Raw genomic sequence first — 19847 nt, 5'->3', positions numbered from 1 at the left:
AAAAATAGTGAAGAAAAACTTAGAAGCCTAGAAGTGTTTCTGAGTTTTTTATCTCTTCTTTCTATCTAGATAAATAAAGCAAAGAGAATTACGGAAAGCGTATGAAATGGTTTACTTTTTTTCAGAAATAAGCTATACTAGTTAACGTGAAACTATGATAAGATGGAGGTATTGTGTATGGTTGACAAGCAAGTCATTGAAGAAATCAAAAACAATGCCAACATTGTGGAAGTCATAGGTGACGTGATTTCTTTACAAAAGGCTGGACGGAACTATTTAGGGCTCTGTCCTTTTCATGGTGAAAAGACCCCCTCTTTCAACGTTGTTGAAGACAAACAGTTTTACCATTGTTTCGGTTGTGGGCGCTCAGGAGATGTCTTTAAGTTCATCGAAGAATATCAAGGTGTGTCCTTTATGGAAGCCGTTCAGCTCTTAGGGGAGCGGGTTGGTGTTCAACTAGCTATGCCTGTCCAGTCTCGTCCTCAACAGGCTTCGCCTTATCAAGCTCTATATGATATGCATGAAGAAGCCGCACGCTTTTACCATGCAATTCTCATGACGACCAAGATGGGAGAAGAAGCAAGGGCTTATCTCTACAAACGTGGATTGACGGACGATGTTCTGAATCATTTCCAAATTGGACTAGCTCCAGCCGAGAGAAACTATCTTTACCAACGCTTATCTGGTAAGTTTGAGGAAAAGGATTTACTGGATTCGGGCTTGTTTTATTTGTCAGATGGCAATCAGTTTTATGATACTTTTTTTGGACGTATCATCTTTCCTTTGACCAATGACAAGGGGCAGGTTATTGCCTTTTCAGGTCGTATCTGGCAAGAAACGGATACTCAGACTGCCAAGTATAAAAATAGTCGTTCGACTGCAATTTTTAACAAGAGTTACGAATTGTATCATTTGGACAAGGCAAAAAAGGGAACAGGTAAGATCACAGAACTCTATCTGATGGAAGGCTTCATGGATGTTATCGCGGCCTACCGTGCTGGCATAGAAAATGCTGTGGCTTCCATGGGGACAGCTCTGAGCAAGGAACATGTTGATCACCTCAAACGCTTCACGAAAAAGATAGTTCTCAGCTACGATGGTGACAAGGCAGGACAGGCAGCAACAGCCAAAGCTCTGGAGGAGTTAAAAGACTTTTCAGTGGAAGTTGTCCGAGTACCTGATGCCATGGACCCAGATGAGTATTTACAAAAGAATTCTGCTGAAGACCTGGCTTACCTTCTAACCAAGACACGAATCAGTCCCATAGAGTTCTATATTCACAAACTCAAACCTGAAAATAGTGATAACTTGCAAGCGCAAATCGAGTTCATTGAAAAGATTGCGCCCTTAATTGCGAAAGAAAAGTCGATCACTGCCCAGAATTCTTATATCCACATTCTGGCGGATAATCTCCCTTCCTTTGATTACCAGCAGGTGGAGCAGATTGTAAATGAAAGTCGGATTGTTCAGAGGCAGGAAAGAGTCAAAGAGGAGCAACCTCCAGCAGCGATTAGTTTACCTGTGACGCGGCAACTGACAGCAGTCATGAGAGCAGAAGCTCATCTCCTTTATAGGATGGCTGAGAACCCAGTTGTTCTAAATGACTACAGATTAAGAGAAGATTTTTTCTTTGATACCCCAGAATTTCAGATTCTTTACGAATTATTAAGTGTAGAGGGAGAAATCGGATCAGAGGAACTTTCTCATCAGACTCCTGAGGTTGAAAATGCCTGGTACCACGTACTTAGCCTGGATTTACCAGCTGAGATGTCGTCTCAGGAGCTCGTGGAAGTCGAAGCGACTCGTAACCGTGCCCTCCTCAGCAAGGACAATTTAAAGATTAAAAAGAAAGTACAGGAAGCTAGTCATCTAGGAGATACAGATACAGCCTGGGAAGAATTTCAACGATTGATTTCCCAAAAGAGAAGAATGGAGTAATAATGGCAACAAAACAAAAAGAAGTAACGACATTTGATGTGCAAGTAGCAGACTTTATCCGTAACCACAAAAAAACAGGAACAGCAACAGATGACGAAATCAACTCAAGTCTGGTTATTCCTTTTACTTTAGATGCAGACGGCATTGAAGACCTTTTGCAACGGATTCAGGATGCTGGAATTTCTATCACGGATAACGAAGGGAATCCAAGTGCGCGTGTGCTAAGTGCAGAAGAAGAGCCAGAACTCAGTGATGAGGACTTGATTGGCTCAACTTCTGCCAAGGTTAATGACCCTGTCCGTATGTATTTGAAGGAAATCGGGGTTGTTCCACTCTTGACCAACGAAGAGGAAAAAGAATTGGCCCTAGCAGTTGAAGCAGGTGATATCGAAGCCAAACAACGTCTTGCAGAAGCCAACCTTCGTTTGGTGGTTTCGATCGCTAAGCGTTACGTAGGGCGTGGCATGCAGTTTCTTGACTTGATTCAAGAAGGAAACATGGGCTTGATGAAAGCCGTGGACAAGTTTGACTATTCAAAAGGATTTAAGTTTTCTACTTACGCAACTTGGTGGATTCGTCAGGCAATCACTCGTGCCATCGCTGACCAGGCCCGCACTATTCGTATCCCTGTCCACATGGTAGAAACGATTAACAAGCTTGTCCGTGAACAGCGTAATCTCCTTCAAGAATTGGGTCAAGATCCAACTCCTGAACAAATCGCTGAGCGCATGGATATGACACCTGATAAGGTGCGTGAAATCTTGAAAATCGCCCAAGAGCCAGTATCGCTTGAAACACCGATTGGTGAAGAGGACGATAGCCATCTTGGGGACTTTATCGAAGACGAAGTGATTGAAAATCCAGTGGACTACACAACTCGTATCGTCTTGCGTGAGCAGTTGGATGAGGTTTTGGATACTCTCACAGACCGTGAAGAAAACGTTCTGCGCCTTCGTTTCGGTTTGGACGATGGGAAAATGCGCACTCTTGAAGATGTTGGTAAAGTCTTTAACGTGACTCGTGAACGTATCCGTCAGATTGAGGCCAAGGCTTTGAGAAAATTGCGTCAACCAAGTCGCAGCAAACCGCTTCGTGATTTTATTGAAGATTAGAGTGAGGATGAACATGGCTTATACAGAAGAGCAAATTGAAACGATTAAAACTCGCATTTTAAATGCCTTGGAAGAGGTCATCGACCCTGAGTTGGGAATTGATATTGTCAACCTAGGTTTGATTTATGAAATTCGTTTTGATGGGGACACAGGTCACACTGAAATTGATATGACCTTGACAACCATGGGCTGTCCACTGGCTGACCTCTTAACAGACCAGATACATGATGCGATGACAGATGTGCCTGAAGTAACCAATACCGAAGTTAAATTGGTCTGGTATCCAGCTTGGACGGTTGAAAAAATGAGCCGATACGCACGTATCGCCCTAGGAATTAAATAAAGACTAAGAAAAATGTGAGAGACGATTGGAAAATGAGGAAATCTCCTTCTTTTTCCTTTGGTCTCTTCTTTCTTTTGCTGATTTTCTAGAAATAAAATGGTATAATGAAAGGTATGGAAAACGAAAAATTGCGTATTAATATGCTAAGTTCAAGTGAAAAAGTGGCTGGTCAAGGAGTGTCAGGAGCCTACCGTGAGTTGGTACGTCTCCTACATCGTGATGCCCAAGATCAGTTAATTGTTACGGAAAACCTTCCTGTTGAGGCAGATGTAACTCACTTTCATACCATTGATTTCCCTTATTATTTATCTACATTCCAAAAGAAACGATCTGGGAGAAAAATTGGCTATGTGCATTTTTTGCCTGATACGCTTGAAGGAAGTTTGAAAATTCCATTTTTCTTAAAGGGAATTATCAAGCGCTATGTTTTTTCATTTTACAACAGAATGGAACACCTAGTGGTGGTCAATCCCATGTTTATCGAGGATTTGGTGGCAGCTGGTATTCCACGTGAAAAAGTAACTTATATTCCAAATTTTGTAAATAAGGAAAAATGGCATCCACTGCCAGCTGACCAAGTAGCAAAACTTCGTCAGGAAATGGATTTAGCTGAGGATCAGTTTGTTGTTGTCGGTGCAGGTCAGGTTCAGAAACGTAAAGGGATTGATGATTTTATCCGCCTTGCGGAGGAATTGCCAGAAATTACTTTTATCTGGGCTGGTGGTTTTTCATTTGGCGGGATGACAGATGGTTATGAACGCTATAAAAAAATCATGGACAATCCACCTAAAAATCTAATTTTCCCAGGCATTGTGTCACCGGAACGGATGCGGGAACTCTACGCTATGGCGGATCTCTTCTTGCTACCAAGTTACAACGAACTATTCCCGATGACTATCTTAGAGGCAGCAAGTTGTGAAGCGCCGATTATGTTAAGGGATTTGGACCTGTATAAGGTCATTCTTGAGGGAGATTATCGTGCTACAAGTGATGCCTCTGAGATGAGAGAAGCAATCCTAGAATATAAAGAAAATCCTGAAGCGTTGAAAGAATTGAAAGAAAAAGCTAAAAGGATATCCAAGCAGTATTCAGAAGAGCGTTTACTGGGAATTTGGTTAAAATTTTATCGGGAACAGTCTGCTCTAGGTAAAAAGTGAGGTAATCTATGCGAATTGGTTTATTTACAGACACCTATTTTCCTCAGGTTTCCGGGGTTGCGACCAGTATTCGAACCTTGAAGACAGAGCTTGAGAAGCAAGGCCATGCAGTTTTTATCTTTACAACAACAGATAAAGATGTGAACCGCTACGAGGATTGGCAAATTATTCGAATTCCAAGTGTTCCTTTCTTTGCATTTAAAGATCGACGATTTGCCTATAGAGGTTTTACAAAGGCACTTGAAATCGCCAAGCAGTATCAGCTAGATATCATTCACACCCAGACAGAATTTTCACTTGGATTATTAGGAATTTGGATTGCACGAGAATTGAGAATTCCTGTTATCCATACTTACCATACCCAGTATGAAGACTATGTGCATTACATTGCTAAGGGCATGCTAATTCGTCCGAGTATGGTAAAATATTTGGTGCGAGGTTTCCTTCGTGATGTAGATGGAGTGATCTGTCCTAGCGAGATTGTTCGGGACCTTTTATCTAAATACAAAGTGAAGGTTGAAAAACGTGTCATTCCAACCGGAATTGAGCTAGCTAAGTTTGAACGACCTGAGATTAAAGAGGAAAACTTGCAAGAACTTCGTTCGAAGTTAGGTATTCAGGAAGACGAGAAAATGCTACTGAGCCTTTCGCGTATTTCTTACGAGAAGAATATCCAAGCAGTTCTAGATGCTTTTGCTGAAGTATTGAAAGAAGAAGATAAAGTAAAGCTGGTCGTTGCTGGAGACGGTCCTTATCTTGATAGTCTGAAAGAGCAAGCAGTGAAATTAAACCTGCAAAAACATGTGATTTTTACAGGGATGATTGCTCCAAGTGAGACAGCTTTATACTATAAGGCTGCAGATTTCTTCATCTCTGCCTCTACTAGTGAAACCCAAGGATTAACTTATCTAGAGAGTTTAGCCAGTGGAACGCCCGTCATTGCTCATGGCAATCCTTATCTTGATAACCTGATCAGTGACAAGATGTTTGGAACCCTCTACTATGGAGAACAGGACCTTGCAGGTGCCATCTTGGAGGCTTTGATTGCCACTCCAGATATGGATGAGCAAAAATTGGCTGACAAGTTGTATGAGATTTCGGCTGAGAATTTTGGAAAACGAGTCCATGAGTTTTATCTCGATGCCATTATTTCAAATAAATTTGAGCAGGAACTACGTGGTGACGAACCCATGACACAGCGATTCTTAAAAACTATTTTGTACCTACCTCAGCAGGCTGTTTCAGCCCCAGTTAAAGAGTCCAAACGAATATTAAAGGCTTCTAAAAAGCAGTTATCTAGCATCCGGGATTACTGGAGAGATTAGTAAAAATATAGGAGAATAAAATATGGCAAAAAAATTTATGAGAAGTGGTAGGGATCAAAAAATTGGAGGCGTTTGCGCAGGTGTAGCCCACTATTTTGATATTGACCCTACCATTGTCCGTGTGATTTGGGGCGTTCTTGCCTTTTGTTATGGGGCAGGGGTACTTGCTTACTTGATTTTATGGGTAATTGCACCTGTTTCTAGCGAATATTAAAAGAGAATCAGAATAGAACAAAGAGAAATAAAAAGGAGTCCAGATGGCTTTTGGAGATAATGGAAAACGTAAAAAAACAATGTTTGAAAAAGTAACGCTTTTTGTCGTGCTAATTATGTTGTTTGTAACCCTTGCTGGTATCTTTGCGACAGCGCTTGGAGCTTTTAGCAGATTCTAAGCAAGTTGCTAAGATAGGAACAATAACTAATGACTGGATTTTCCAGTCCTTTTTAAAGTGAGAAGAAAATATGAGTATGTTTTTAGATACAGCTAAGATCAAAGTCAAGGCTGGTAATGGTGGCGATGGCATGGTCGCCTTTCGCCGTGAAAAGTATGTTCCGAATGGCGGTCCTTGGGGTGGTGATGGTGGACGTGGTGGTAACGTTGTTTTCGTTGTGGATGAAGGCTTGCGTACCTTGATGGATTTCCGCTATAACCGTCATTTCAAGGCCGAATCTGGTGAAAAAGGGATGACCAAAGGAATGCATGGACGTGGTGCAGAAGATCTTCGTGTTCGCGTACCACAAGGAACGACTGTACGTGATGCAGAAACAGGTAAAGTCATTACAGACTTGATTGCGCATGGTCAAGAATTTATCGTGGCTCATGGTGGTCGAGGTGGTCGTGGAAACATCCGTTTTGCGACACCAAAAAATCCTGCACCTGAGATTTCTGAGAATGGGGAACCAGGTCAAGAACGTGAGTTGCAACTGGAATTGAAGATTTTAGCGGATGTCGGCTTGGTCGGTTTCCCATCTGTTGGAAAGTCAACTTTGCTTAGTGTCATCACTTCAGCTAAACCTAAAATCGGTGCTTACCACTTTACGACCATTGTTCCTAATTTGGGCATGGTTCGTACGCAGTCAGGTGAATCGTTTGCCGTGGCGGACCTGCCAGGTTTGATTGAGGGAGCTAGCCAGGGTGTCGGCTTGGGGACTCAGTTCCTTCGTCATATTGAACGCACTCGAGTCATCCTTCATATCGTCGATATGTCGGCTAGCGAAGGTCGTGATCCTTACGAAGATTACCTTGCTATCAATAAAGAATTGGAATCATACAACCTTCGTCTTATGGAGCGTCCTCAGATCATCGTAGCCAACAAGATGGACATGCCTGAAAGTCAGGAAAATCTTGAAGCCTTCAAGAAGAAATTGGCAGCAAACTACGACGAGTTTGAAGAACTACCAGCCATCTTCCCGATTTCTGGTTTAACCAAGCAAGGGTTGGCGCCCCTTTTGGATGCGACAGCTGAATTGTTGGATAAGACTTCAGAGTTCTTGCTCTATGACGAGTCTGATATGGAAGAAGAAGCTTACTATGGCTTTGATGAGGAAGAAAAAGCCTTTGAAATTAGTCGCGATGATGATGCTACATGGGTACTTTCTGGTGAAAAACTCATGAAACTCTTTAACATGACCAACTTTGATCGTGATGAGTCTGTCATGAAGTTTGCTCGTCAGTTACGTGGTATGGGGGTTGACGAAGCCCTTCGTGCGCGTGGAGCCAAGGATGGAGACTTGGTACGAATCGGTAAATTTGAGTTTGAATTTGTAGACTAGGAGACAGATATGGGAGATAAACCGATATCATTCCGAGATGCAGATGGAAATTTTGTTTCTGCGGCAGATGTATGGAATGAAAAGAAACTAGAAGAATTGTTTAATCGTCTCAATCCCAAACGTGCTCTTAGATTAGCACAAGAAAAAAAAGGCAATGAGAAGGCTGATAAAGAAGAAAAATAGCCTATCGACATTGATAAAACAGAACCCCGTGATTGTATTCATCACGGGGAATTTTTTAGTCATTGAAGAAAAATGGTGGAGCAAATTTTTTAAGAATTTCAAAGCAAGTCTGTGCTTCTTCAGCATTTTCACAGATAAGAAGGCAGACATCATCACCACATACGGTGGCAATGATTTGTTTAAAATTGAGAGCATCGAGAACAGCTCCAAACGATTGGGCAAGGCCTGGCAAGGTTTTGAGGACAACCTGATGCTGGACAGGACGTAGCATGACTAAGCCATCTTCCATATAGTTTTCCAAGCGTTTTTCCCATTTGGAGATGGAACCAGTATTTAAAACATAGTAAGAATGTTCTGCTTCGCGAACCTTTGAAAGGTTCATAGTCTTGATATCGCGTGAGAGAGTAGCCTGTGTGACTTGGATGTCGTTTTCAGCTAGTAAAGCTTGCAACTCTGCCTGTGTATGAATCTTATTTTTAGCTACAAGTGCACGGATGAGTTGGTGTCTATGTTCAGATTTATTCATATGAGGCTGACTCCTTTTATGAGGGGATGGTGATGGAGGATTGTGTGAGATCGACTGTTAAGTGATAGTCTGTATTATCACGGACAGTGATTTCAAAGTCGGTAGTATAGAGAACAAGGCGAAGTGTGTCACCTTTTTTCAGCTTGTAAATAGTTGGTTGCAGCTCTAGCTTGAAGTCCATCCATTTATTGGGTTGGATTTCTTCAACCGTCAAAAGATTGGTTCGATTTTGAAGATTGAGGTAGCCTTTGGTGAGGACACGTTGGGCACTTGGGTTGAATGGTAGTTCACAGAGATTTTCTAACATGTGGTAACGGCCATTATCAATGGTTCTAGCACTTAAAACTGCTGGATAAGGCTGTAGATATTTCTTTTGTCCAAGTTCTAACAGTTGGGCTGATAAGAGCCCCTTGTTTGTACTTGATTTGATACGAAGTTTCAGCTCAACTCGACCATTTAAATGAATGTCTTGACTTACTGGAAGGTCAATGGTGATCTGATTGGCTTTTCCTTGGTAAAGTTCTGTGTTGAAAGTCTGGTAAGTCTTGCCATAACGCTCAAAATCTTTTTGATCATAGTGGTTTTGAATTACTTTTTCTTCAGTTCCAAGTGAGAAAGTATGCAATTCATCTTGCTTGCCAAAGTCATCAAGACTCTGCCATGTTTGCGGTGCGGAATTGTCCTGCCAGATGACAGTAGGAAGTTGATAGTCTGTTGCAAGTCCTAACAATTTCTTACTTAACAAGGCATTCATGGATTCGCGGAAGTCTATGGACTGCCAGTTATTCATATAAACATGGGCACCATGATGGAAAAAGAGGTGCTTATTGATATGAGCTGGAAGAGCATGAAACATCTGGTAAACATGAAGTGGTTTAACGTTCCAATCCTGAGAACCATGCGTAAAGACGACCTCGGCTTGAACCTTATGAGCATTGAGCAGATAGTTGCGGTCATGCCAAAACTGATTGTAGTCACCAGTCTTGCGATCTAATTGTTCTTTTGCCTTTTCTAAATCCGCTTTGTGGGCTTCATTAGCACGGATATAGTCACCGGCTAAGAGATTGCGGGAGTAAGTCAATTCAGCAAGTGAGTCAAAATCCTCACCTGGATAACCACCTGGGCTAGTCACCAGGCCATTTTCCCGATAGTAGTTATACCAAGAGGAAATTCCTGCTTCCGCGATGATCACTTCCAAGCCATCAACACCTGTGGTCGCAAGACCATTGGACATGGTACCTAGATAGGAAATTCCTGTTGTTGCGACTTTGCCGTTTGACCAGTTAGCCTTAACTTGGCGCTTGCGCGTGTGGTCTGTGAAAGCACGACAACGCCCATTGAGCCAATCAATGACATTTTTATATGACTCAATCTGCTGGTAGTCCCCATTGGTCATGAGACCTTGGGAATTCTTGGTACCAACACCCGATACATAGAGATTGGCAAATCCTCGTGGGAGGAAGTAATCGTTGAGAGTGTAAGAACTATTGATGTGAGTTAGCTTTTCTTCAGCTTCTGAGACGACTTCTGCTTGACCATGAGGTTCGACTACATTCAGCTTAGGCTCCTCAAGCTCAATGGTGTGGGCAGGCTTGACCTCAAGCTCTCCTTCCATTTTGTAGAGAGCCTTGTCGCTGGCTTTATCATTGGTGCCTTGGTGATAAGGACTGGCAGTCATAAGAGCAGGGACTTGTCCATCGTAACGTGGGCGAATAATGCTGACCTTGACTAAATCAGGGAGTCCGTCTTTATCAGTATCCACACGACTCTCGACATACACGACTTCACGAATGACATCATGAGTAGAGAAGGTTGCCAAGCTCTTACCGTTAAAGTAGTGGTAGTGATTATCTTCTGCAATAAGCCCATCGCTAACAAGCTGGTCGATGAGGGTATTTCCCTTTTTAGTTCGCGTATTTAGCAATTGATAAAGATTTTCAATGAGATCCCCATAAGCAATAGGAAATCCAGTTTCTTTACGGAATTGTTCGGCGTCCTCAAAGTCAACAAGATAGCTAAATCCTAAAAGTTGAAAAACTACAGTATAGAAAATATCAGCAGTCAACTCTTTATCAGACTGAAAGAAGCTCAAAAGGTCCGTTTCTTTATCTGCAGCTAAAGTGGATAGAGCATAATCGGTATTGGTATAAGTGAAAAAACTCCAGCGGACAAATTGTTCAAGTTGTTTTTTTGATGCTTGTTCTGGTACCAGCTTCAAACCAAGTTGGGATAACTCGTACAAAACTTGCGAATGAGAAACGGGAAAGTAGCTGAATTGATTAAAACGCATGGCGCTCTCCTTTGAAAATATTCTAAATTTAGTATATCAAAAATAAGGTAAAAAAGATATTGTTGACCTGTGATGAAGTCACTTTAAAAGGAATGGTCTTCTACCTTTTCATTCTAGTTTTTAAAATGGTATAATAGTACTATATCTAAAGCAAGGAGGAGAAGAAATGATTGCACAGCTCGACACCAAGACTGTTTACAGTTTTATGGAAAGTGTGGTTTCGATTGAAAAATATGTACAAACAGCTAAAGAATATGGCTATTCCCACCTTGCTATTATGGATGTGGATAATCTTTATGCAGCCTATCACTTTTTAGAGGTGACTCGAAAATATGGCATCCAACCTTTAATTGGTCTTGAAATGACCTTAATTATAGACGAGAAGGCGCTTTCTTTCCGTTTTCTAGCTCTGTCTACTAAAGGTTACCAAGATTTGATGAAGTTATCCACTTTAAAAATGACTGGACGAAAAAATTGGTCTGACTTCACCACCCACCTCGAAGATGTTGCCATTATTGTTCCTTATTTTGAAGGAATCGAACAGCTGGATTTAGGCCATGATTATTTTATTGGGGTAAGTCCTGATACTCCTCAAGAAGTCTTTACCAGACCCATTCTTCCACTCTATCAAGTCAACTCTTTTGAAAAAGAAGATATACAAGTTTTGCAAATCTTGTCGGCAGTCAAGGACAATGTCAGTCTTAGGGAAGTGGATGTGCATTCACAACAAGGGATTTTTTTACCTGCCTCAGATTTAGAAGCTCGGTTTAAAAATCGCTTCTCTCAGGCACTTGCCAATCTTCAAGGTTTGATAGAGAATGTTAGATACCAACTTGATCCAAGTTTAAAACTCCCTCGCTTTAATCCTGAAAGACCAGCGGTGGAAGAGCTTCGAGCAAGAGCTGAGCAAGGCTTGAGTGACAAGGGGCTAACCTCAGCTATCTATCGTGAGCGACTGAATGAAGAGTTGGCTGTGATTCATGATATGGGCTTTGACGACTATTTCCTTGTAGTTTGGGATTTGCTCCGTTTTGGACGCTCCCAAGGCTACTATATGGGAATGGGGCGCGGTTCTGCGGTTGGTAGTCTGGTGTCTTACTCACTTGATATAACAGGGATTGATCCGGTTGAAAAGAACCTGATTTTTGAGCGCTTTTTAAATCGTGAGCGTTACACCATGCCCGATATTGATATTGACATTCCTGACCTATATAGACCAGAGTTCATTCGTTATGTTCGTGATCGCTATGGTAGCCAACACGTTGCGCAGATTGTCACTTATTCGACCTTTGGAGCAAAACAGGCAATTCGTGATGTTTTCAAACGCTATGGTGTTCCAGAGTACGAATTAACAAATATTACGAAAAAAATCAGTTTCCGAGATACGCTAACGACAGCTTATGAAAAGAATTTGCAATTTAGGCAGGTTATCAATAGTAAGATTGAATACCAAAAAGCTTTTGAGATTTCTCGAAAGATTGAAGGTTATCCTCGTCAGACCTCTATCCATGCAGCAGGAGTCGTTATGAGTGACCAAGACTTGACGGACTATATTCCTCTAAAATATGGTGAGGATATGCTCATCACCCAGTATGATGCTCATGGTGTTGAAGCTAATGGTCTTCTAAAAATGGATTTCCTGGGCTTACGTAACTTGACTTTCGTACAAAAAATGCAAGAATTGCTTGCGGAATCAGAAGGTATACATCTAAAAATTGAAGAGATTGATCTGGAAGACAAAGAAACCATGGCTCTCTTTGCGGCTGGAAATACTAAAGGTATTTTCCAGTTTGAACAACCTGGTGCCATTCGACTCTTGAAACGAGTCAAGCCGCAAGTTTTCGAAGAAGTGGTGGCAACGACATCCCTCAACAGACCAGGTGCTAGTGATTATATCGATAATTTTGTGGCTCGTAAGCACGGCAAGGAAAAGGTGACGGTGCTGGATCCTGCCTTGGAGGACATCCTGTCATCAACCTACGGTATTATGCTTTACCAAGAGCAAGTTATGCAGGTGGCTCAGCGCTTTGGAGGATTCAGTCTTGGGAAAGCCGACATTCTCAGACGAGCCATGGGTAAGAAAAATGCTAAAGAGATGCATTTGATGAAGGAAGATTTTATCACAGGGGCTATGAAACTTGGGCATTCAGAAGAAAAAGCCAACCAAGTTTTTGCAGTGATGGAAAAGTTTGCAGGCTATGGATTTAATAGATCTCACGCCTACGCCTACTCAGCCCTGGCTTTCCAGCTTGCCTATTTCAAGACGCACTATCCTGCTATTTTCTTTCAAGTCATGTTGAATTATTCTAGTAGTGATTACATTGTAGATGCATTGCAGATGGGCTTTGAAGTAGCTCAATTAGCAATCAACACTATTCCCTATCATGATAAGATTGCACAGAAGAAAATCTATCTTGGTCTAAAAGCCATTAAGGGTATGCCAAGAGATTTGTCTTATTGGATCATCGAAAATCGTCCTTTCTCAAGCATTGAAGATTTCGTCACGCGTCTTCCTAAGAATTACAAGAAACTCTCACTTTTGACGCCTTTAGTTGAACTGGGGCTTTTTGATGAATTTGACAAGAATCGCCAGAAAATCCTAGTGAATCTGTCCAATTTGTTTGTTTTTGTTGAGGAGTTAGGAGGACTCTTTGCGGATGCAAACTATAGTTGGACTGAGGCTGATGATTTTACAGAGGCAGAAAAATTTTATAAGGAGCAGGAACTGATTGGAGTTGGAATCAGTGCCCATCCTCTACAAACTCTTGCCAAACAAGCCCTATATCCGACGGCGCCAATCGCTAATCTAACCGAGGGAGCTCAAGCTACTCTTCTAGTTGAAGTGCAAAAAATAAAAGTCATTCGAACTAAGAAAGGCGAGAGTATGGCCTTTCTACAGGTTCATGACAGTAAGTCTCGGCTGGATGTAACTGTATTTTCTGACCAATATCGAAAATTCGCTTCCATTTTATCCGAAGGAAAATTCTACTATATCAATGGCAAGGTTCAATCTCGAGATGGTCGTCTGCAAATGATTGCACAAGATTTGAAAGAAGCAGTCGCTGAACGATTCTGGATTCAAGTTAAAAATCACGACAACGATAAAGAGATTTCAAATATCTTGGAACAATATAAAGGCCCTATTCCTGTTATTATCAGATATGTAGAGGAAGAAAAAACAATTGTTTCCTCCCGTTATTTTGTAAAAAAAGACCCTGCTTTACAGGAAAAATTAGAGGGAATTGCTATGAAAACGATTTATCGCTAAAAATACGAAAAATAGAAGAATTTTCAAATGAAATGTGGTATAATCAATAAGAATGTTAAAAGAAAAAGGAGCAAAACCAAATGAAACGTATTGCTGTTTTGACTAGCGGTGGAGACGCCCCTGGTATGAACGCTGCCATCCGTGCAGTAGTTCGTCAAGCAATCTCAGAAGGAATGGAAGTCTTTGGTATCTATGATGGGTACGCAGGGATGGTTGCCGGTGAAATCTATCCACTTGATGCTGCTTCAGTTGGAGACATCATTTCACGTGGTGGTACTTTCCTTCACTCTGCTCGTTACCCTGAGTTTGCACAACTTGAAGGTCAACTTAAAGGGATTGAGCAGTTGAAAAAACACGGTATCGAAGGTGTCGTTGTTATCGGTGGTGACGGTTCTTATCACGGAGCTATGCGCTTGACTGAGCATGGATTCCCTGCTATCGGACTTCCAGGTACAATCGATAACGATATCGTAGGTACTGACTTCACAATCGGATTTGATACTGCAGTTACTACTGCAATGGATGCGATTGATAAGATTCGTGATACATCATCAAGTCACCGTCGTACTTTCGTTGTAGAAGTAATGGGACGTAACGCTGGTGATATCGCACTTTGGGCAGGTATTGCTACTGGTGCCGATGAAATCATTATTCCTGAAGAAGGCTTCAAGATGGAAGATATCGTAGCTAGTATCAAAGCTGGTTACGAATGCGGTAAAAAACACAACATCATCGTTTTGGCCGAGGGGGTTATGTCAGCCGATGAATTCGGTAAAAAACTCAAGGAAGCAGGAGATACTAGTGACCTTCGTGTGACTGAGCTTGGACATATCCAACGTGGTGGTTCACCAACCGCTCGTGACCGTGTATTAGCGTCACGTATGGGAGCACACGCTGTTAAACTTCTCAAACAAGGAATCGGTGGTGTCGCTGTTGGTATTCGTAATGAGAAAATGGTTGAAAACCCAATTCTTGGAACAGCAGAAGAAGGAGCCTTGTTCAGCCTAACTGCTGATGGCAAAATCGTTGTTAACAACCCTCACAAAGCTGACCTTGGACTTGCTAGCTTGAACAAGAGCTTGTCATAATCAACTTTAACTAATCTGGTAAAATGACCATAAAAGGTCAAATTATATAAAGGAGTCACAAATCATGAATAAACGTGTAAAAATCGTTGCAACTTTGGGTCCTGCGGTTGAAATCCGTGGTGGAAAGAAATTCGGTGATGACGGATACTGGGGTGAAAAACTTGACGTTGAAGCTTCAGCAAAAAACATTGCTAAATTGATTGAAGCAGGAGCAAACACTTTCCGTTTCAACTTCTCACACGGTGACCACCAAGAACAAGGTGAACGTATGGCAACTGTTAAACTTGCAGAAAAACTTGCAGGTAAAAAAGTTGGTTTCCTTCTTGATACTAAAGGACCAGAAATCCGTACTGAATTGTTCGAAGGTGAAGCTAAAGAGTACTCATACAAAACTGGTGAAAAAATCCGTGTTGCAACTAAACAAGGAATCAAATCAACTCGTGAAGTGATTGCTTTGAACGTTGCGGGTGCTCTTGACATCTACGACGATGTTGAAGTTGGTCGTCAAGTATTGGTTGACGATGGTAAACTTGGTCTTCGCGTTGTTGCTAAAGACGATGCAACTCGTGAATTTGAAGTTGAAGTTGAAAACGACGGAATTATCGCTAAACAAAAAGGTGTAAACATCCCTAACACTAAAATTCCTTTCCCAGCACTTGCTGAACGTGATAACGATGATATCCGTTTCGGTCTTGAGCAAGGTATTAACTTCATCGCGATCTCATTCGTACGTACTGCAAAAGACGTGAATGAAGTTCGTGCAATCTGTGAAGAAACTGGAAACGGGCATGTTCAATTGTTCGCTAAAATCGAAAACCAACAAGGTATCGACAACTTGGATGAAATCATCGAAGCTGCTGACGGTATCATGATTGCTCGTGGTGACATGGGTATTGAAGTACCATTTGAAATGGTTCCAGTTTACCAAAAAATGATTATCACTAAAGTTAACGCAGCTGGTAAAGTTGTTATCACAGCAACAAACATGCTTGAAACTATGACTGAAAAACCACGTGCTACTCGTTCAGAAGTATCAGACGTATTTAACGCTGTTATCGACGGAACTGACGCAACAATGCTTTCAGGTGAGTCTGCAAATGGTAAATACCCACTTGAGTCAGTTACAACAATGGCTACAATTGACAAGAACGCTCAAACTCTTCTTAACGAATACGGACGTTTGAACTCAGATACTTTCGAACGTAACTCTAAGACAGAAGTTATGGCTTCAGCAGTTAAAGATGCAACAAACTCAATGGACATCAAATTGGTTGTAACTCTTACTAAGACTGGTCACACTGCACGTTTGATCTCTAAATACCGTCCAAATGCTGATATCTTGGCATTGACATTTGACGAATTGACAGAACGTGGATTGATGTTGAACTGGGGTGTTATCCCAATGTTGACAGATGCTCCATCATCAACTGACGATATGTTCGAAATCGCTGAACGTAAAGCAGTTGAAGCAGGTCTTGTACAATCTGGTGACGATATCGTTATCGTTGCAGGTGTACCGCTTGGAGAAGCTGTCCGTACAAACACGATGCGTATCCGTACAGTACGTTAATCTAAACTTTTAAAAGCCTATCATACCAAGCTTTTGTGCTTGTATGATGGGTCTTTTTTCTATTTTAGAAGATAAAAAGAGAGAGATTTTTATTAAACAGAAATGGGAAAAATAAGAGAACTATGGTATAATAGAATGTAAAGACCTTTTTAGTAAATTTTGAAAGAGTATAACATGAGAAAAATTGTCATCAATGGTGGACATCCATTGCAAGGTGAGATCACCATTAGCGGTGCTAAGAATAGTGTTGTAGCATTAATCCCTGCTATTATACTGGCAGATGATGTAGTCACTTTGGATTGTGTCCCAGATATTTCAGACGTTGCTAGTCTTGTAGAGATTATGGAAATCATGGGAGCGAAAGTAAAACGCTATGATGATGTTTTGGAGATTGATCCGAGAGGTGTTCAAAACATTCCTATGCCTTATGGTAAGATTAATAGCCTTCGTGCTTCTTATTATTTCTATGGAAGTCTGTTAGGTCGCTTTGGTGAAGCAACAGTTGGACTTCCTGGTGGATGTGATTTGGGACCTCGTCCGATTGACCTTCACTTAAAAGCTTTTGAAGCCATGGGAGCTAAGGTGAGCTATGAGGGAGACAATATGAATTTGTCTGCTCAGGGTAAGGGACTTCACGGCGCAAGTATCTACATGGATACTGTCAGCGTTGGTGCAACTATTAACACCATGATTGCTGCAGTAAAAGCTAAGGGACGTACTGTCATTGAAAATGCGGCCCGTGAACCAGAAATCATCGATGTGGCTACCCTTTTGAATAACATGGGGGCTCACATTCGTGGTGCAGGGACTGATATTATCATCATTGATGGTGTCGAGCAACTTCATGGGACGCGTCACCAAGTTATTCCAGACCGCATTGAAGCAGGAACCTATATTTCACTTGCTGCAGCAGTTGGTGAAGGAATTCGTATTAACAACGTTCTCTATGAACACTTAGAAGGGTTTATCGCCAAACTAGAGGAAATGGGCGTTCGTATGACGGTCTCAGAAGACAGCATCTTCGTTGAAGAACAGTCCGATTTGAGGGCCATCAATATCAAAACTGCACCCTATCCTGGGTTTGCAACTGATTTGCAACAACCAATCACACCACTTTTACTAACTGCTCAAGGTCGTGGTACCATTATTGACACCATTTACGAAAAACGTGTCAACCATGTTTTTGAGTTAGCAAAAATGGATGCGGATATTACGACTACAAATGACCATATTTTCTACACTGGTGGGCGTGTTCTACATGGTGCCAAGGTGAAAGCTACAGATCTTCGTGCTGGTGCTGCACTTGTCATCGCTGGTTTGATGGCTCAAGGCCAGACTGAAATTACAAATATTGAGTTTATCCTTCGTGGTTACTCAGATATTATTGAAAAATTGCGTAGTCTTGGAGCGGATATTACACTTGTTGAAGACTAAACCGTTGAGGTGATTATGAATATTTGGACCAAATTAGCAATGTTTTCTTTCTTTGAAACGGAGCGCTTGTATTTGCGTCCTTTCTTTTTTAGTGACAGCCAAGCTTTTTATGAGATTGCTTCCAATCCTGAAAATCTGCAATTTATTTTTCCTTGCCAAGCAAGTTTAGAGGAGAGTCAATACGCACTTGCCAACTATTTTATGAAGGCTCCTTTGGGTGTTTGGGCAATTTGTAGCCAAGACAATCAGGAAATGATTGGTTCCATCAAGTTTGAAAAAATAGACGAAATCAAAAAAGAAGCTGAGATTGGATATTTCTTAAGAAAGGATTCTTGGTCGCAAGGTTTTATGACAGAAGTAGTTACCAAACTTTGTCAGCTTTCATTTGAAGAATTTGGTTTAAAACAATTATCCATCATCACTCATTTGGAGAATCAAGCTAGTCAAAAAGTAGCCTTAAAATCGGGCTTTAGTCTCTTCCGACAGTTTAAGGGGAGCGATCGCTATACACGAAAAATGAGAGACTACCTTGAATTTCGATACGTTAAAGGAGAATTCAGTGAGTAAACACCAAGAAATCTTAAGTTATCTGGAAGAGCTACCAATTGGGAAGAGAGTTAGTGTACGTAGTATTTCAAATCACCTAGGTGTCAGTGATGGGACGGCTTATCGTGCCATTAAAGAAGCTGAAAACCGTGGAATTGTAGAAACTCGACCTCGTAGTGGGACCATTCGTGTGAAATCTCAGAAAGTGGCTATTGAAAAACTGACCTATGCAGAGATTGCAGAAGTAACCTCATCTGAAGTCTTGGCTGGTCAAGAAGGTTTGGACAGAGAATTTAGCAAATTCTCCATTGGGGCTATGACCGAGCATAATATCTTGTCCTATCTGAATGATGGTGGTCTTTTGATCGTAGGTGACCGTACTCGTATTCAACTTTTAGCTCTGGAAAATGAAAATGCGGTCCTTGTAACGGGTGGCTTTCATGTGCACGAGGATGTACTAGCTCTTGCCAATAAAAAGGGTATTCCTGTCCTGAGAAGTAAGCATGATACTTTTACAGTAGCGACCATGATCAATAGAGCTTTGTCAAATGTGCAGATTAAGACAGATATTTTAACAGTTGAAAAGCTCTATCGTCCCAGTCATGAGTATGGTTTCTTAAGAGAAACGGACACAGTGAAAGATTATCTAGACTTGGTACGCAAGAATCGAAGTAGTCGTTTCCCAGTCATCAATCAGCATCAAGTGGTTGTGGGAGTTGTTACCATGCGTGATGCAGGGGACAAATCCCCTAGCACGACGATTGATAAGGTGATGACGCGCAGCATTTTCGTGACAGGATTAGCGACTAATATTGCCAATGTCAGTCAACGGATGATCGCAGAGGACTTTGAGATGGTCCCAGTCGTGAGAAGCAATCAAACTTTGCTCGGAGTTGTAACGAGACGAGATGTCATGGATAAGATGAGCCGCTCTCAAGTTTCGGCTTTGCCGACTTTTTCAGAGCAAATCGGACAAAAGTTGTCTTATCATCACGACGAAGTTGTGATTACAGTTGAACCCTTTATGCTTGAGAAAAATGGGGTTTTAGCAAATGGTGTTCTTGCTGAAATTTTAACTCACATGACACAGGATTTGGTGGCAAATAGCAGACGCAATTTAATCATCGAGCAGATGCTAATTTACTTCTTACAAGCTGTTCAGATAGATGATACTTTGCGGATTCAGGCACGTATTATTCACCACACGAGACGTTCGGCTATTATTGATTATGATATTTATCATGGTCACCAGATTGTTTCAAAAGCAAACGTTACAGTCAAAATCAATTAGAAT

17 protein-coding genes are annotated in these 19847 nt (G+C 41.5%); 15 read left to right on the top strand and 2 right to left on the bottom strand.

The genetic code is table 11. From position 1 onward, the window contains the following. The first annotated feature begins 177 nt into the window (after window positions 1-177). From dnaG to D8804_RS05765, 9 genes are all read left to right on the top strand, one after another. Window positions 178-1938, top strand: coding sequence for a DNA primase (gene dnaG / locus D8804_RS05805; protein WP_125399118.1), 1761 nt, complete (start codon window positions 178-180; stop codon window positions 1936-1938). Between the two features lie 2 nt (window positions 1939-1940). Next, complete coding sequence (gene rpoD, locus D8804_RS05800; RefSeq protein WP_000201892.1) at window positions 1941-3050, top strand: RNA polymerase sigma factor RpoD; 1110 nt, start codon at window positions 1941-1943, stop codon at window positions 3048-3050. Window positions 3051-3063: 13 nt separating this feature from the next. Further along, complete coding sequence (locus D8804_RS05795) at window positions 3064-3393, top strand: metal-sulfur cluster assembly factor (RefSeq protein ID WP_125399117.1); 330 nt, start codon at window positions 3064-3066, stop codon at window positions 3391-3393. A gap of 113 nt (window positions 3394-3506) precedes the next feature. Further along, window positions 3507-4550, top strand: coding sequence for a glycosyltransferase family 4 protein (locus D8804_RS05790; RefSeq protein ID WP_472725587.1), 1044 nt, complete (start codon window positions 3507-3509; stop codon window positions 4548-4550). A gap of 8 nt (window positions 4551-4558) precedes the next feature. Then, a complete protein-coding gene (locus D8804_RS05785; protein ID WP_125399116.1) occupies window positions 4559-5875 on the top strand; it encodes a glycosyltransferase family 4 protein in 1317 nt (438 codons plus the stop codon). A gap of 22 nt (window positions 5876-5897) precedes the next feature. Continuing rightward, window positions 5898-6089, top strand: a complete 192-nt coding sequence (locus tag D8804_RS05780; protein ID WP_001074503.1) for a PspC domain-containing protein — start codon at window positions 5898-5900, stop codon at window positions 6087-6089. A gap of 43 nt (window positions 6090-6132) precedes the next feature. After that, entirely contained in the window at window positions 6133-6267 is a 135-nt protein-coding gene (locus D8804_RS05775; RefSeq protein WP_000863854.1) for a DUF4044 domain-containing protein, read from the top strand. Window positions 6268-6337: 70 nt separating this feature from the next. After that, window positions 6338-7648 carry a GTPase ObgE gene (gene obgE, locus D8804_RS05770; protein ID WP_125399115.1) on the top strand — a complete coding sequence of 437 codons (1311 nt, stop codon included), beginning with the start codon at window positions 6338-6340 and terminating at the stop codon, window positions 7646-7648. Window positions 7649-7657: 9 nt separating this feature from the next. Next, the gene (locus D8804_RS05765; RefSeq protein WP_125399114.1) at window positions 7658-7831 is read left to right on the top strand and encodes a hypothetical protein; all 174 of its coding nucleotides are present in this window, start codon (window positions 7658-7660) and stop codon (window positions 7829-7831) included. A gap of 55 nt (window positions 7832-7886) precedes the next feature. Here the strand turns inward: D8804_RS05765 and D8804_RS05760 are convergent, their stop codons facing one another. Both D8804_RS05760 and D8804_RS05755 read right to left on the bottom strand, forming a co-directional pair. After that, the gene (locus tag D8804_RS05760; protein WP_001043007.1) at window positions 7887-8357 is read right to left on the bottom strand and encodes an arginine repressor; all 471 of its coding nucleotides are present in this window, start codon (window positions 8355-8357) and stop codon (window positions 7887-7889) included. Window positions 8358-8373: 16 nt separating this feature from the next. Beyond that, the gene (locus D8804_RS05755; RefSeq protein ID WP_125399113.1) at window positions 8374-10647 is read right to left on the bottom strand and encodes a Xaa-Pro dipeptidyl-peptidase; all 2274 of its coding nucleotides are present in this window, start codon (window positions 10645-10647) and stop codon (window positions 8374-8376) included. A 166-nt stretch (window positions 10648-10813) separates the two neighbouring features. Between D8804_RS05755 and D8804_RS05750 the strand changes: the two genes are divergently transcribed. From D8804_RS05750 to spxR, 6 genes are all read left to right on the top strand, one after another. Further along, on the top strand, window positions 10814-13915 hold the full coding sequence (locus D8804_RS05750; protein ID WP_125399112.1) for a DNA polymerase III subunit alpha: 3102 nt from the start codon (window positions 10814-10816) through the stop codon (window positions 13913-13915). Between the two features lie 80 nt (window positions 13916-13995). Further along, the gene (gene pfkA, locus D8804_RS05745; protein WP_000820880.1) at window positions 13996-15003 is read left to right on the top strand and encodes a 6-phosphofructokinase; all 1008 of its coding nucleotides are present in this window, start codon (window positions 13996-13998) and stop codon (window positions 15001-15003) included. A gap of 64 nt (window positions 15004-15067) precedes the next feature. Beyond that, on the top strand, window positions 15068-16573 hold the full coding sequence (pyk, locus tag D8804_RS05740) for a pyruvate kinase (RefSeq protein WP_001042794.1): 1506 nt from the start codon (window positions 15068-15070) through the stop codon (window positions 16571-16573). A gap of 174 nt (window positions 16574-16747) precedes the next feature. Next, a complete protein-coding gene (locus D8804_RS05735) occupies window positions 16748-18007 on the top strand; it encodes a UDP-N-acetylglucosamine 1-carboxyvinyltransferase (RefSeq protein ID WP_125399111.1) in 1260 nt (419 codons plus the stop codon). 15 nt (window positions 18008-18022) lie between these two features. Further along, complete coding sequence (locus D8804_RS05730) at window positions 18023-18574, top strand: GNAT family N-acetyltransferase (protein ID WP_125399110.1); 552 nt, start codon at window positions 18023-18025, stop codon at window positions 18572-18574. Beyond that, window positions 18567-19844, top strand: a complete 1278-nt coding sequence (gene spxR / locus D8804_RS05725) for a CBS-HotDog domain-containing transcription factor SpxR (protein WP_125399109.1) — start codon at window positions 18567-18569, stop codon at window positions 19842-19844. The genes D8804_RS05730 and spxR overlap by 8 nt, the downstream gene beginning before the upstream one ends. Window positions 19845-19847: the final 3 nt, after the last annotated feature.

This window comes from Streptococcus oralis (assembly GCF_003944215.1).
GTDB classification, from domain to species: domain Bacteria; phylum Bacillota; class Bacilli; order Lactobacillales; family Streptococcaceae; genus Streptococcus; species Streptococcus oralis_BI.
The sequence above is the reverse complement of the archived record's forward strand: the minus strand, read 5'-3'. Positions and strand labels throughout refer to the sequence as shown.

Excerpts from the sequence above, each read along its gene's own strand:
- dnaG (WP_125399118.1), top strand. The coding sequence starts at position 178 with ATGGTTGACAAGCAAGTCATTGAAGAAATCAAAAACAATGCCAACATT.
- rpoD (WP_000201892.1), top strand. The coding sequence starts at position 1,941 with ATGGCAACAAAACAAAAAGAAGTAACGACATTTGATGTGCAAGTAGCA.
- D8804_RS05795 (WP_125399117.1), top strand. The coding sequence starts at position 3,064 with ATGGCTTATACAGAAGAGCAAATTGAAACGATTAAAACTCGCATTTTA.
- D8804_RS05790 (WP_472725587.1), top strand. The coding sequence starts at position 3,507 with ATGGAAAACGAAAAATTGCGTATTAATATGCTAAGTTCAAGTGAAAAA.
- D8804_RS05785 (WP_125399116.1), top strand. The coding sequence starts at position 4,559 with ATGCGAATTGGTTTATTTACAGACACCTATTTTCCTCAGGTTTCCGGG.
- D8804_RS05780 (WP_001074503.1), top strand. The coding sequence starts at position 5,898 with ATGGCAAAAAAATTTATGAGAAGTGGTAGGGATCAAAAAATTGGAGGC.
- D8804_RS05775 (WP_000863854.1), top strand. The coding sequence starts at position 6,133 with ATGGCTTTTGGAGATAATGGAAAACGTAAAAAAACAATGTTTGAAAAA.
- obgE (WP_125399115.1), top strand. The coding sequence starts at position 6,338 with ATGAGTATGTTTTTAGATACAGCTAAGATCAAAGTCAAGGCTGGTAAT.
- D8804_RS05765 (WP_125399114.1), top strand. The coding sequence starts at position 7,658 with ATGGGAGATAAACCGATATCATTCCGAGATGCAGATGGAAATTTTGTT.
- D8804_RS05760 (WP_001043007.1), bottom strand. The coding sequence starts at position 8,357 with ATGAATAAATCTGAACATAGACACCAACTCATCCGTGCACTTGTAGCT.
- D8804_RS05755 (WP_125399113.1), bottom strand. The coding sequence starts at position 10,647 with ATGCGTTTTAATCAATTCAGCTACTTTCCCGTTTCTCATTCGCAAGTT.
- D8804_RS05750 (WP_125399112.1), top strand. The coding sequence starts at position 10,814 with ATGATTGCACAGCTCGACACCAAGACTGTTTACAGTTTTATGGAAAGT.
- pfkA (WP_000820880.1), top strand. The coding sequence starts at position 13,996 with ATGAAACGTATTGCTGTTTTGACTAGCGGTGGAGACGCCCCTGGTATG.
- pyk (WP_001042794.1), top strand. The coding sequence starts at position 15,068 with ATGAATAAACGTGTAAAAATCGTTGCAACTTTGGGTCCTGCGGTTGAA.
- D8804_RS05735 (WP_125399111.1), top strand. The coding sequence starts at position 16,748 with ATGAGAAAAATTGTCATCAATGGTGGACATCCATTGCAAGGTGAGATC.
- D8804_RS05730 (WP_125399110.1), top strand. The coding sequence starts at position 18,023 with ATGAATATTTGGACCAAATTAGCAATGTTTTCTTTCTTTGAAACGGAG.